Origin of the sequence: Nocardioides sp. NPDC092400 (assembly GCF_040684155.1) — a bacterium.
Taxonomy (GTDB): Bacteria; Actinomycetota; Actinomycetes; order Propionibacteriales; family Nocardioidaceae; genus Nocardioides.
Genome location: NZ_JBFBFJ010000001.1, coordinates 435,396 through 447,737, shown reverse-complemented (window position 1 = coordinate 447,737; position 12,342 = coordinate 435,396). Strand labels below are relative to the sequence as shown.

Sequence of the window (12,342 nt, the reverse complement as noted above, 5' to 3'; positions counted from 1 at the left end):
CTCGTGGCCGAGACGCCCCGCCTCTCCCCCGGCGACACCGCACCGGACTTCACGCTCACCGACGACGCCGGTGAGCAGGTGACGCTGAGCGACCTGCGGGGCCGCAAGGTGATCGTCTACTTCTACCCCTCGGCGATGACCCCGGGCTGCACCAAGCAGGCCTGCGACTTCAGTGACTCCCTCGACTCGCTGCAGGCGCAGGGCTACGAGGTCCTCGGCATCTCACCGGACGGGCCCGAGAAGCTCGCGCGGTTCCGCGAGAAGGAGGCCCTCACCATCCGGCTGCTGTCCGACCCCGACCGGTCGGTGATGACCGCCTGGGGCGCCTTCGGGGAGAAGAAGCTCTACGGCAAGGTCGTCCAGGGCGTCATCCGCTCCACCGTGGTGGTCGGCGAGGACGGCGCCGTCGAGGTCGCGCAGTACAACGTCAAGGCCACCGGCCACGTCGCGAAGCTGCGCAAGGACCTTGCGCTGGCCTGAGCACGCCTGCTCCCTAGACTCGGCGCCGCGCGCCCGTAGCCCAATTGGCAGAGGCACCAGGTTTAGGTCCTGGCCAGTGAGAGTTCGAGTCTCTCCGGGCGCACCCGTGGGTACTCGTGCGGCATGGACGACACGAAGCAGACCGGCCTGGCCCTGGTGACCGGCGCGTCGACGGGCATCGGCCTCTCGATCGCCCGCGAGCTCGGCCGCCGGGGGTACGACGTGGTGGTGACCGCCGAGGAGCCGGGGATCCACGTCGCCGCGGCCGACCTGGGGACCGAGCTGGGCGTCGACGTGCGCGCGGTGCAGGTGGACCTGACCCGCCCCGAGGAGGTGGCGCACCTCTGGCAGGAGGCGGCCGGCACCGGACGCCCCGTCGACGTGGTCGCGCTGAACGCCGGCGTGGGTGTCGGCGGGACGTTCGCCGACACCGACCTGGAGCGCCACCTCGGCCTGGTCGACCTCAACGTCCGCTCCACCGTCCACCTCGCGAAGCTGGCGGTCGACGACATGGTGGCCCGCGGCAGCGGCCGGATCCTGATGACCGCCTCGATCGCCGCCGTCGCGCCCAGCCCGTTCCAGGCGACGTACGCCGCGTCCAAGGCGTTCGTGCACTCCTTCGCCGAGGGCATCCGCCACGAGCTGCAGGACACCGGCGTCGTCGTCACCTCGCTGATGCCCGGACCGACCGACACCGAGTTCTTCCGGCGCGCCGGACTGCTCGACACCCCGCTCGGCCAGGGCCCGAAGGACGACCCGGACGACGTCGCCCGGGACGGGCTCGACGCACTCTTCGCCGGCAAGCCGCACGTCGTGGCCGGGTCGTTGAAGAACCGCGCGATGGCCGAGCTGGCCACCCACCTGCCGGACCGGCTGACGACCAAGGCCTTCGCCACGCAGACGAAGAAGAAGGACGACTGACCTCAGCCCGTTCCCGGGCGGCCTGTGACGCCGGTCACTAGAGTCCGGCCATGGACTCCGCGCTCACGACCGTCGGCCTGCCGATCGCGCTCGCGATCATCATGTTCGGCCTCGGCCTGTCCCTCGTGCCCGACGACTTCCGTCGCGTCGCCCGCGCCCCGCGCGCCGTGGCGGTCGCCCTGGCCTGCCAGCTCCTCCTGCTGCCCCTGCTCTGCTTCGGCCTCGTGGAGCTGCTGGACCTCCCGCCGCTGCTGGCGGTCGGCATGATGCTGCTGGCTGCGAGCCCCGGCGGGACCAGCGCGAACCTGTTCAGCCACCTGTTCCGCGGCGACGTGGCGCTGAACGTGTCGCTGACCGCGATCAACTCGGTGGTGGCCATCGCGTCCCTGCCGGTGATCACCAACCTCGCGATCGACCACTACGGCCTCGGCGACGAGGTCTCCCTGCAGTTCTCCAAGGTGGTCGAGGTCTTCGCGGTCGTCCTCGTGCCGGTCGTGCTCGGCATGCTGGTGCGTGCCCGCGCGGAGGCGTTCGCGCTGCGCATGGACCGACCGGTGCGCACCGGCTCGGCGGTCATCCTGGCCGTCCTGGTGCTCGGCATCCTGGTCGACCAGCGCTCGAGCGTCGGCGAGTACCTCGCCGACGTCGGCCTCGCCGCCGCGGTCTTCTGCGCCCTCTCCCTCGTCGTGGGGTACGTCGTGCCGCGCGCGGCCGGCGTCCGCGAGGCCCAGGCGGTCGCGTCGTCGATGGAGATCGGCGTGCACAACGCCACGCTGGCCATCTTCGTCGCTGTCGAGGTGCTCGACAACACCGAGATCTCGGTGCCCGCGGCGGTCTACTCGGTCTTCATGTTCGTCTTCGCGGCCCTGTGGGGGCTGCTGCTCACCAAGGTCCTCGTCCGCCGCGGCACCGCTCCCGCCGGGTCGACGCCCGTCGCCTGAGCGGTCAGCCGAGCGCGTCGGCGACGAGCGGGGCGATCTCGCGCAGCGCGCGGCCGCGGTGGGAGATGGCGTCCTTGTCCTCGCGGGTCAGCTCCGCCGTGGAGCGCCCCGGGTGGTCGTCGGCCTCGAACAGCACGTCGTACCCGAAGCCGCCGGTCCCCCGGACCCCGTGCAGCACCCGGCCGTCCATCCGCCCGTGCACGACCAGCTCGCCACCGGGGTGGCAGAAGGCCACGGCGCAGGTGAAGTGGGCGCCCCGCCGCTCGTCGGGCACGTCGGACAGCTGGGCGAGCAGCAGCTCGTTGTTGCGCTCGTCGGACTTCGGCGGTCCCGACCAACGGGCGGACAGGACGCCCGGCATGCCGTTGAGCGCGTCGACGCAGATGCCCGAGTCGTCGGCCAGGGAGGGCAGCCCGGTGGCGGCCAGGCCGGCCCGGGCCTTGAGCAGGGCGTTGCCCTCGAAGGTCGGCTGGTCCTCGACCGGCTCGTCGTACGCCGGCACGTCGTCGAGGCCGACGACCTCGATGGCGGGTGCGTGCTCGCGCAGGATGCGCTCCATCTCCGCGAGCTTCTTCGCGTTGCGCGAGGCCAGGAAGACCTTCACCGGGCGAGCGCCTCCTGCTGCAGGCGGGTGAGGTCCGCGCAGCCCTTCTCGGCGAGCCCGAGCAGCGCGTCGAGCTCGCTGCGGTCGAACGCGGCGCCCTCCGCGGTGCCCTGGACCTCCACGAACTTGCCGGCCCCGGTCATCACGACGTTCATGTCGGTCTCGGCGCGGACGTCCTCGACGTAGGGCAGGTCGAGGCGGGGGACGCCGTCGATGATGCCCACGCTGATCGCGGCGACCGAGCCGGTCAGCGGCTCGCCCTTCAGCGCGCCGGCGGCGCGCAGCGAGGCGACGGCGTCGGCCAGCGCGACGTAGGCCCCGGTGATCGCCGCGGTGCGGGTGCCGCCGTCGGCCTGGAGCACGTCGCAGTCCAGGACGATGGTGTTCTCCCCCAGCGCCTGGTAGTCGATCACCGCGCGCAGCGAGCGGCCGATGAGCCGGCTGATCTCGTGGGTGCGGCCGCCGATGCGGCCCTTGACCGACTCCCGGTCCGAGCGGGTGTTCGTGGCGGCCGGGAGCATGGCGTACTCCGCGGTGACCCAGCCCAGGCCGGAGCCCTTGCGCCAGCGCGGGACGCCCTCGGAGGCGGAGGCGGCGCAGAGGACGCGGGTCTTCCCGAACTCCACCAGCACCGAGCCCGCGGCGTGGTCCAGCCAGCCGCGGGTGATCTTCACGGGGCGCAGCTCGTCGTCGGCCCGGCCGTCTTCGCGTGTCATGGGGACCACGCTAGAGGGCCGGGCCGACGACGGTGAGCCGGGGACGGGACCGGGCTACTTGACCTCGGCCCGCAGCACGCGGATCCAACCGAGGACGAACGGCAGCACGATCCAGATCAGCGAGGTCGTGGCCAGCTGGGCGTACTCCTCACCGGACAGCCCGGACCCGCCGAAGCTGTTGAACAGCGGTGCCTGCGCGGTGCTGAGGTCCAGCCAGGGCGCGAGGTCCTCCAGCGCCGAGACCAGGCTGAACACGATGCTCGAGGCGATCGGCAGCACGAAGAACGTCACGATCGCCGCGGGGGTGTTGAGCAGGATCAGGCCGTAGGCCAGGCCCTGCAGGATCGTGAGCAGCTGCAGCGCGAGGAACAGCACGAAGAGCTTCGTCTCGACGTCGTCGAAGCCGCCGTCGGCCCCGCCCAGCATCGTGCACACGGCGGCCACCACGAGGGCGGCGGCGAAGGCCGCGACGCCGAAGATGAGCGCGGCGACGGTCTTGGCGCCGATCACCTTCGTCCGCGACGGCTCGAGGGCGAAGGTGACCATCGCGGTCCGCTGGGACCACTCGCTGGTCACCAGCAGGATGCCGAGGACCGGGAGCAGGAAGCCCTGCGGGGTGGCGGAGATGCCGATGAAGTTGCCGAACGTGCGCTCGGGCTGGTCGGCGGCGAAGAAGAAGATCGTCATGATCGCCGCGGTGATCAGGACGATCGCGCCCAGCAGCCAGCGGCCGGCGCGGGTGTCGTAGATCTTGCGCAGCTCGACCGACACCAGCCGGGCGAACGGCACCTTCGGCGTGCCCGAGACGTCGAGGGTCATGGGAGCGGTGGGTGCGGTGCTCATGCCTGGGCTCCTTGCTGGTGCTGCTGCTGCGGCTGGTTCGGGTCCTGGAGCTGGGTCGCGGCGGCGGGGTGGCCCTCGCGCTGGGTGCCGGCGGTGAGCTCGAGGAAGAGGTCCTCCAGCCCGCGGCGGCCGTTGCGCAGGTCGGTCAGGACGACCCCCGCCTGGAGGGCGGCGCGGCCGACGTCGACGGGCTCGGCGTCGACCCGCAGGCCCTCGCCGGCCGGCGTGACCGTGTGGCCCTGGGCCCGCAGCGCGCCGGCCAGGGCGTCGTTGTCGAGCGCGGTGACGTACGCCGCGGCCGGGCCCGACTGGGCCAGCAGGGTCTTCTTGTCGCCCTGGGCGACGATCCGGCCGCGACCGATGAGGATCATCTCGTCGGCGACCAGCTCGACCTCATTGAGCAGGTGGCTGGAGAGCAGCACGGTGCCGCCGCGGTTTGCGTAGCCCTTGAGCAGGTCGCGCATCCAGCGGATGCCGGCCGGGTCCAGGCCGTTGGCGGGCTCGTCGAGGATCAGCACCGACGGGTCGCCGAGCAGGGCGTGGGCGATGCCGAGCCGCTGCTTCATGCCGAGGGAGTAGTTGCGCATCCGCCGCGTGGCCTCGGCGTCGGTCAGCGAGACCAGCGCCAGCATCTCGTCGACCCGCGACATGGGCAGGCCCATCGTCTTCGCGCCGAGGGTGAGGATCTCGCGGCCGGTGCGCCCGGCGTGCTGGGCGCCGGCGTCGAGGAGCACCCCGACGTGGCGGCCGGGGTTGGGGATGTCGTGGTAGTCCAGCCCGCCGATCGTCACCTGCCCCTTCGTGGCCGGGGTCAGACCCACCATGATCCGCATCGTGGTCGTCTTCCCGGCCCCGTTGGGTCCGAGGAAGCCGGTCACGCGGCCGGGTTGGCAGGTGAAGCTCACGTCGTCGACGGCGGTGAAGCCGCCGTACGTCCTGGTCAGTCGGTCGACCTTGATCATGGTGACCACCCTGCCCGAAGGGCTTGGCGCCGCGCACCGGACGCGCGGCGGTGGCGGGGGTGACGAAAGTAGGGGGCCGGTGCCGACCGGCGCAGGCTGACGGTACGTCGCCGGGCGGCCCTAGCCTGGCCCCGTGGACCGGCCGGGCCCCGAGGACTTCCAGCCGCCGCTGACGCCCTGGGGGCTGACGTGGCGGCTGCTCGCCATGCTCGCGCTGACCGCGATCGTGTGGCTGCCGGTGGCCGGGGCGCAGCTGCGGGAGGCCCGCTGGCTGTTCTGGCTCGACCTCGGCCTGGGGCTGGTGTCCTACCTCCTGGTGACCCGGCGGCGGCAGTGGCCGCTCGCGGTCGCCCTGCTGACCAGCGCGTTCGCCGGGATCTCCGGCGTGGCGGCCGGGCCGGCGACGCTGGCGGCGGTCTCCGTCGCCACCCGCCGGCGGTGGCAGCAGCTCGCCGTGGTCTTCGTCGTGGGGCTGGCCGGCGCCCAGCTGTTCACGATCACCCAGGACGACGGCGGCGACCCGCTGTGGCTGCTGACCACCCTCAACGTCATCGTGCTGGCGGCGTGCATCGGCTGGGGCATGTACCTCGGCTCCCGCCGCGAGCTGCTCTGGACGCTGCGGCACCGCGCCGAGCGCGCGGAGGCCGAGCAGGAGCTGCGGGTCGCACGCGCCCGCAGCACCGAGCGGGCTCGCATCGCGCGGGAGATGCACGACGTGCTGGCCCACCGGATCTCCCAGATCTCGCTCCACGCGGGGGCGCTGAGCTTCCGCGAGGACCTCTCGGCCGAGCAGATGCGGGCCAGCGCGGCGGTCATCCAGGACAAGGCGCACGAGGCGCTGACCGACCTGCGCGGCGTGCTCGGCGTCCTTCGCGACGAGGACACCGGCGAGGTCGTCCACACCCCGCAGCCGACGTACGACGACGTCCCCCGGCTCGTGGCCGAGGCGACCGAGGCGGGGCTGCACGTCGAGCACCTCGACCGGGTCGACCGCACGGCGGGCCCGGTGCCCGACGGCGTCGGCCGCACGGTCTACCGGATCGTCCAAGAGGGGATCACCAACGCCCGCAAGCACGCTCCGGGGGCACTGCTGACCATCGAGGTGAGCGGCTCCCCCGAGCACGGCGTGGACGTCTGCCTGCGCAACCCGCTCGGCTTCGGGACGGGCGTCACCCCGGGTGCCGGGCTCGGCCTGGTCGGGCTGTCGGAGCGCGCCGAGCTGCGCGGCGGGCGCCTGGAGCACCGCCGCGACAGTGGGGCGTTCGTGCTGCACGGGTGGCTGCCGTGGGCGGCGTGACCGGCCCGGCGGCCGGTGCCGTGGCCGGCCCCGCGGCGCGGCCGGTCCGGGTGCTGGTCGTCGACGACGACCCGCTGGTGCGGTCGGCGCTGTCGCTGATGCTCGGCGGACAGGCCGACCTGGAGGTCGTGGGCGAGGCCGGGAACGGCCGCGAGGGCGTGCTGCTCGGCGACTCGCTGCGGCCCGACGTGGTGCTGATGGACATCCGGATGCCGGTGCTTGACGGGCTGGAGGCCACCCGGCGGCTGCACCGGCTGCCCGACCCGCCGCGGGTGATCGTGCTGACGACGTTCGACGCCGACGAGCACGTGGTCGAGGCGCTGGCCGCGGGTGCCGACGGGTTCCTGCTCAAGGACACCCCGCCGGCCCGGATCGTCGAGGCGCTGCGCAAGGTCGCCGACGGGGAACCGATGCTCTCCCCCTCGGTGACGCGGACCCTCATCGACCGGCTGCGCGCGGCGCACGCCGAGCCCGCCGACGACCGCGCGCTCCGCGCCGAGCGGCGGCTGGCGCTGCTCACCGAGCGGGAGCGCGAGGTGGCCCTGGCGGTCGGGCGCGGACTGAGCAACGCCGAGATCGCCCGGGAGCTCCACCTCTCGGTGCCGACCGTGAAGGCGCACGTGTCCCGGCTCTTCGACAAGCTGGTCGTCACCAACCGGGTGCAGATCGCGATCTGCGTGCACGACGCCGGGCTCGTCTGAGGCGGACCGGCGCGGGGCGTCAGGAGCCGAGCTCGTAGACCGAGCCGGGGCGGGCGAGCTCGACGGGACCGTCGTACGTCGCGGTCGCCTCGGCCAGCACGACGGCCGGGTCGTGCCACGGCGGCACGTGGGTCAGCACCAGCCGGCGCGCGGCCGCGCGGGTGGCGGTGTCGCCGCACTCGGCGCCGGTGAGGTGCAGGTTCGGCGGGTTGTCGACGCCCTCCTCGAACGACGCCTCGGCGAGGAAGAGGTCGGCGTCGGTCGCGACGCGGTCCAGGCCGGTGCACGGGCCGGTGTCGCCGCTGTAGGCCAGCACCGCGCCGTCCGCCTCGATCCGCAGCCCGAACGCCGGGACCGGGTGGTCGACCGGCACCGGGTCGACCGCGAACGGCCCCACCCGGACCGGGCCGTCCCACACCCGGAAGTCGAACTCCTCGTGCATGCCCGTCTCGAGCGGCAGGTCGTAGGCCCGGGCCATCCGGTCCGCGGTCCCCTCGGGGCCGTAAACCGGGATCCGCGGCTGCGCACCGTCTGGGTGGTAGCGCCGCAGCACGTGGTAGCCGCACAGGTCGAGGCAGTGGTCGGCGTGCAGGTGGCTGAGCAGCACCGCGTCGATGCTCAGCGGGTCCACGACCGCCTGCAACGGTCCGAGCGCCCCGCTGCCGAGGTCGACCAGCACGCGCCAGGTGCGCGGACCGGTGCCGTCGTCGTGCTCGGCCTCGAGCAGGTAGCAGCTGGCGGGGGACGTCGGGCCCGGGTAGGACCCCGAGCACCCGACGACCGTGAGCCTCACCGCAGGCCCCCGGCGAACTGGCCGGCCGCGACCATCTCGGGGCCGAGGAACCGCCGGCCGATCGTCTCGAACTCGGCGGGCGAGCCCGTGGTGACGAAGGAGTACGCCGGCTCCCCGGAGCCGCGCATCAGGCCGGTGGCGGTCAGCATCTTGTACACGTCCTTCGCACACTCCTCGGCACTGCTGACCAGGGTGACGGCGTCGCCCATCACGTAGGAGATGACACCGGTCAGCAGGGGGTAGTGCGTGCAGCCGAGGATCAGCGTGTCGACGCGCGCCTCGATCAGCGGGTCGAGGTACTCGTGCGCGGCCTCGATCAGCTCCGGGCCGCCGGTCACGCCGGCCTCGACGAAGTCGACGAAGCGGGGGCAGGCCCGGGTGAGGAGCTCGACCTGGGGCGCCGCGGCGAAGGCGTCGTCGTACGCCATCGACTCGGCGGTCGCACGGGTGCAGATCACGCCGATCCGCCCGGTGCGGCTGGCGGCCACCGCACGCCGCGTGGCGGGGTAGATCACTTCGACGACCGGCACGTCGTACCGCTCGCGGGCGTCGCGCAGCATCGCGGCGCTGGCGGAGTTGCACGCGATCACCAGCGCCTTGACCCCCTGCTCGACGAGGTGGTCGAGGCACTCCAGGGCGTACTCCCGGACCTCGCCGATCGGCTTGGGGCCGTACGGCTGGCGAGCGGTGTCGCCGACGTAGGCGATGGACTCGTGGGGCAGCTGGTCGATGACCGACCGTGCCACCGTCAGCCCGCCGAAGCCGGAGTCGAAGATGCCGATGGGGGCGTCGAGGTCCCCGACGGCTGCGGGACTGGACACGAGCGGCACGAGACGCAACGTTAGGCGCAACCACCCCCGAAGGCACGGACTCTTGAGCAGCGTCACGCCGGAACCCGGCGCACGTCACACCGGGGCCGGAGGCGGGGTTAGCGTGGTCCGGTGCGCCGGACCTCCCTCGTAGCCGCCCTCGTCACGGGCCTGCTGTCCCTCTCCTGCACCTCCGCGCCCCCGGCTCCGGCCGAGCGCGCGGAGCCGGCCGAGCGCGCCGTCGCCCCGGACGGCCGCGTGCTGGCGGTCTCCGTCGACGGGTTGAACCCCGCCGCGCTGAACCGGCTCGGCAGGGCCCGCACCCCGGTGCTGCACCGCCTGCTCGCCGAGGGCGCGGCGACGACGGCGGCCCGGACCGAGCGGGAGCTGACGCTGACGCTGCCCAACCACACCGGCATGGTCACCGGGCGGCGCGTCGACCGGGCGCGCGGCGGCCACGGCGTCACCTGGAACACCCACCGGCCCGGCACGACCGTCCAGCGAGCCGCCGGCCACGCCGTCGCCTCGGTCTTCAGCGTCGTGCACGCCGGCGGCGGGGAGTCGGCGGTCTTCACCGGGAAGGAGAAGTTCACGCTCTTCGAGCGCTCCTGGCCGCAGGGCGTGGACGCGCTGACCTACGACGAGGACCCGCTCGCGCTGGTCAAGGCGGCCCGGCGCGACCTGCTGCACCAGGACCGCGCACTGACCTTCCTCCACCTCGCCACACCGGACGTCGCCGGTCACGCGAACGGCTTCATGTCCCAGCCCTACCTCGACGCCGTCGCCCGCACCGACCGGCTGCTCGGCAAGCTCCTGCGGGCCGTCGAGGCCGACGAGGAGCTGCGGAGGGAGCTGACCGTCGTTCTCACCGCCGATCACGGCGGCAAGGGCCGCGACCACTTCGACGCGACGCGGTACGCCAACTACCGGGTGCCGTTCCTGGTCTGGGGGCCCGGCATCGAGCCGGCCGACCTGTACGCGCTCAACGCCGACCGCAGGGCACCCGGCCGCACGCGCACGTCGTACGCCGGGAAGCAGCCGGTCCGCAACGGCGACCTGGCCAACGTGGTGACCGGCCTGCTCGGGCTCGACCCGGTGCCGGGCAGCGCGTTCGGCCGGACCGACCCGCTCGACGTCACCGCCGACTGAGCCGACTCGGACGATCGAGCGACCGGGCCGACTCGGTCAGCGCAGCTCGCCGAGGGTGGGCCACGGGTTGAACCGGCACCCGCCGAGCCCCTTGGACTGCTGCTGCATGACCGGGGCGAGCTGGCCCGGGCCGCCGCACGAGGCGTGGCCGCGGCCCAGCCAGTGGCCGGTCTCGTGGTTCACGACCATGTGGCGGTAGTCGCGCAGGGCTCCGCGGGCGGCGTTCCAGGCCGGTGAGGCGTGCTTCCACCGCTCCTGGTTGATCACCACGTAGCGACCCACCCGGCAGCTCCACGTGGCGCTGCAGACCGGGCTGAACCGCGGCACCTCCGCGGCCGCCGCGAGCACGAGCGTGAACGAGCCACCGCGCCGGACCGGCACGAAGCGGACTCCCCCGCCGCGCCAGCCGCGGGCGTCGAGGTAGGTCTCCTGCGCCTGGCGGCGGAACGTCGCGAGGCTGGTGGTGATCCGGCCGCGGGTCTGCACCGAGTAGGTGACCGTGCGGCGCACGTCGACGCGGTGCTCGACCCGCCGCGCGGCGGTGCGCAGGACCGTCGTGCGATGGCCCGGCGCGCGGAGGGTCACCACTCCCCGCAGCCGCCGGCCGACGTCACCGGGCCGGACGCGGTAGGCCCGGCCGCGCTCGCCGGCGACGGGCTCGCCGGCGACGGTCCACCGGGTGCGCGTGCGCGTCGGCGCGGGCCGGACGTCGCCGGCGCGCAGCGCGACGCTGCGCCCGAAGCGGGCGACGCCCGCGACCCGCGGCCTCGCCCGCACGTCGAAGTCGGCCCGCTCGACCCGGGCGGTGGGCGCGGAGACCGCGGTGGCGCTCTCCCCGGCCGGGTCCGTGGCGGTGACGGCGACGCTGATGCGGCGGCCGAGGTCGTCGAGCCCGAGCCGGAGCGTGCGGCCGGTGGCGCCCGGTACGGCCTCGCCGGCACGCAGCCACTGGTAGGTGAGGGTCAGCTCCTCGGAGCCGGAGCCGGCACCGGTGTCCCAGGTGCCCGCCCCGGCGACGAGCCGCTCGCCGTACACCGGCTCGCCCTTGACCAGCGGCGGCTGCGTCGGCACCGGCTGCGCTCCGGCGGCCCCGGGCGTCGCGACCAGCAGCGCGGCGCCGAGGAGCACCGCGAGCAGGAGCCGGGTCAGGCCCACAGCTGGCCCTCGAGGCGGTCCTCGGCCTCGTCGACGGTGCCCTCGTAGGCGCCGGTAGAGAGGTACTTCCAGCCGCCGTCGCACACGACGAAGGCGATGTCGGCGCTCTCGCCGGCCTTGACCGCCTTGGCGGCCTGGCCGAGCGCGGCGTGCAGGATCGCACCGGTCGAGATGCCGGCGAAGATGCCCTCGAGCTCGAGCAGCTCCCGCACGCGGCGCACCGCGTCGCGCGGGCCGACGGAGAACCGGGAGTCGATCAGGTCGGCGTCGTACAGCTCGGGCACGAACCCCTCGTCGAGGTTGCGCAGCCCGTAGACGAGCTCGCCGTACCGTGGCTCGGCCGCCACGATCCGCACGTCGGGCTTGGCCCGGCGGAAGAACCGGCTGACCCCCATCAGCGTGCCCGTGGTGCCGAGGCCGGCCACGAAGTGGGTGATGCCGGGGAGGTCGGCCAGCAGCTCGGGGCCTGTCCCCTCCTCGTGGGCGAGCGCGTTGGCGGCGTTGCCGTACTGGTAGAGCATCACCCAGTCCGGGTGCTCGTCGGCGACCCGCTTGGCGACGCGGACGGCCTCGTTGGACCCGCCGGCGGCCGGTGAGGAGATGATCTCCGCGCCCCACATCCGCAGCAGCTGGCGGCGCTCCTCGGAGGTGTTCTCCGGCATCACGCAGACGATCCGGTAGCCCTTGAGCTTGGCCGCCATCGCCAGCGAGATGCCGGTGTTGCCCGACGTCGGCTCGAGGATGGTGCAGCCCGGGCGGAGCAGTCCGTCGGCCTCGGCCTGCTCGATCATCCGCAGTGCCGGGCGGTCCTTGATCGAGCCGGTCGGGTTGCGGTCCTCCAGCTTCGCCCACAGCCGCACCTCCGGGGAGGGCGAGAGGCGGGGCAGCCCGACCAGCGGGGTGCCGCCGACCGAGGCGAGGAGGTTGTCGTAGCGCATGGGTGCAGCATGCCTTTCCGGTCGTCGGGTCGC

At 73.7% G+C, this 12,342-nt stretch carries 14 protein-coding genes and 1 tRNA gene; 7 read left to right on the top strand and 8 right to left on the bottom strand.

Features of this window, described 5'->3' with window-relative positions; translation table 11 throughout:
* Positions 1-3: 3 nt before the first annotated feature.
* From bcp to AB0N29_RS02190, 4 genes are all read left to right on the top strand, one after another.
* A complete protein-coding gene (bcp, locus tag AB0N29_RS02205; protein ID WP_364863761.1) occupies positions 4-480 on the top strand; it encodes a thioredoxin-dependent thiol peroxidase in 477 nt (158 codons plus the stop codon).
* Between the two features lie 29 nt (positions 481-509).
* A tRNA-Leu gene (locus AB0N29_RS02200) sits at positions 510-583 on the top strand.
* Between the two features lie 20 nt (positions 584-603).
* Entirely contained in the window at positions 604-1,401 is a 798-nt protein-coding gene (locus AB0N29_RS02195; RefSeq protein WP_364863759.1) for an SDR family NAD(P)-dependent oxidoreductase, read from the top strand.
* Between the two features lie 50 nt (positions 1,402-1,451).
* Positions 1,452-2,342, top strand: a complete 891-nt coding sequence (locus tag AB0N29_RS02190) for a bile acid:sodium symporter (RefSeq protein WP_364863757.1) — start codon at positions 1,452-1,454, stop codon at positions 2,340-2,342.
* 4 nt (positions 2,343-2,346) lie between these two features.
* Here AB0N29_RS02190 and rdgB read toward each other — a convergent pair whose 3' ends face one another.
* From rdgB to AB0N29_RS02170, 4 genes are read right to left on the bottom strand one after another with little or no spacing between them, the layout of a single operon-like run.
* Complete coding sequence (rdgB, locus tag AB0N29_RS02185; RefSeq protein ID WP_364863755.1) at positions 2,347-2,946, bottom strand: RdgB/HAM1 family non-canonical purine NTP pyrophosphatase; 600 nt, start codon at positions 2,944-2,946, stop codon at positions 2,347-2,349.
* On the bottom strand, positions 2,943-3,662 hold the full coding sequence (rph, locus tag AB0N29_RS02180; protein WP_302270236.1) for a ribonuclease PH: 720 nt from the start codon (positions 3,660-3,662) through the stop codon (positions 2,943-2,945). The genes rdgB and rph overlap by 4 nt, the downstream gene beginning before the upstream one ends.
* A 54-nt stretch (positions 3,663-3,716) precedes the next feature.
* Positions 3,717-4,505 carry an ABC transporter permease gene (locus AB0N29_RS02175; RefSeq protein ID WP_364863752.1) on the bottom strand — a complete coding sequence of 263 codons (789 nt, stop codon included), beginning with the start codon at positions 4,503-4,505 and terminating at the stop codon, positions 3,717-3,719.
* The gene (locus AB0N29_RS02170) at positions 4,502-5,467 is read right to left on the bottom strand and encodes an ATP-binding cassette domain-containing protein (RefSeq protein ID WP_302270232.1); all 966 of its coding nucleotides are present in this window, start codon (positions 5,465-5,467) and stop codon (positions 4,502-4,504) included. The genes AB0N29_RS02175 and AB0N29_RS02170 overlap by 4 nt, the downstream gene beginning before the upstream one ends.
* Positions 5,468-5,600: 133 nt before the next feature.
* On the opposite strand from AB0N29_RS02170, the gene AB0N29_RS02165 reads away from it, so the two are divergent.
* Both AB0N29_RS02165 and AB0N29_RS02160 read left to right on the top strand, forming a co-directional pair.
* Positions 5,601-6,764, top strand: a complete 1,164-nt coding sequence (locus AB0N29_RS02165) for a histidine kinase (protein ID WP_364863750.1) — start codon at positions 5,601-5,603, stop codon at positions 6,762-6,764.
* Complete coding sequence (locus tag AB0N29_RS02160) at positions 6,761-7,465, top strand: response regulator transcription factor (protein ID WP_302270230.1); 705 nt, start codon at positions 6,761-6,763, stop codon at positions 7,463-7,465. Before AB0N29_RS02165 ends, AB0N29_RS02160 begins: the two co-directional genes overlap by 4 nt.
* Positions 7,466-7,484: 19 nt before the next feature.
* Here AB0N29_RS02160 and AB0N29_RS02155 read toward each other — a convergent pair whose 3' ends face one another.
* Both AB0N29_RS02155 and murI read right to left on the bottom strand, forming a co-directional pair.
* On the bottom strand, positions 7,485-8,258 hold the full coding sequence (locus AB0N29_RS02155) for an MBL fold metallo-hydrolase (RefSeq protein WP_364863747.1): 774 nt from the start codon (positions 8,256-8,258) through the stop codon (positions 7,485-7,487).
* Positions 8,255-9,079, bottom strand: coding sequence for a glutamate racemase (gene murI / locus AB0N29_RS02150; RefSeq protein ID WP_302270227.1), 825 nt, complete (start codon positions 9,077-9,079; stop codon positions 8,255-8,257). Before murI ends, AB0N29_RS02155 begins: the two co-directional genes overlap by 4 nt.
* Before the next feature lie 120 nt (positions 9,080-9,199).
* Between murI and AB0N29_RS02145 the strand changes: the two genes are divergently transcribed.
* Entirely contained in the window at positions 9,200-10,216 is a 1,017-nt protein-coding gene (locus tag AB0N29_RS02145; RefSeq protein WP_364863745.1) for an alkaline phosphatase family protein, read from the top strand.
* A 36-nt stretch (positions 10,217-10,252) separates the two neighbouring features.
* Here AB0N29_RS02145 and AB0N29_RS02140 read toward each other — a convergent pair whose 3' ends face one another.
* Complete coding sequence (locus AB0N29_RS02140; RefSeq protein ID WP_364863743.1) at positions 10,253-11,371, bottom strand: DUF3152 domain-containing protein; 1,119 nt, start codon at positions 11,369-11,371, stop codon at positions 10,253-10,255.
* Entirely contained in the window at positions 11,362-12,309 is a 948-nt protein-coding gene (locus AB0N29_RS02135; protein WP_302270223.1) for a cysteine synthase, read from the bottom strand. Before AB0N29_RS02135 ends, AB0N29_RS02140 begins: the two co-directional genes overlap by 10 nt.
* Positions 12,310-12,342 lie beyond the last annotated feature (33 nt).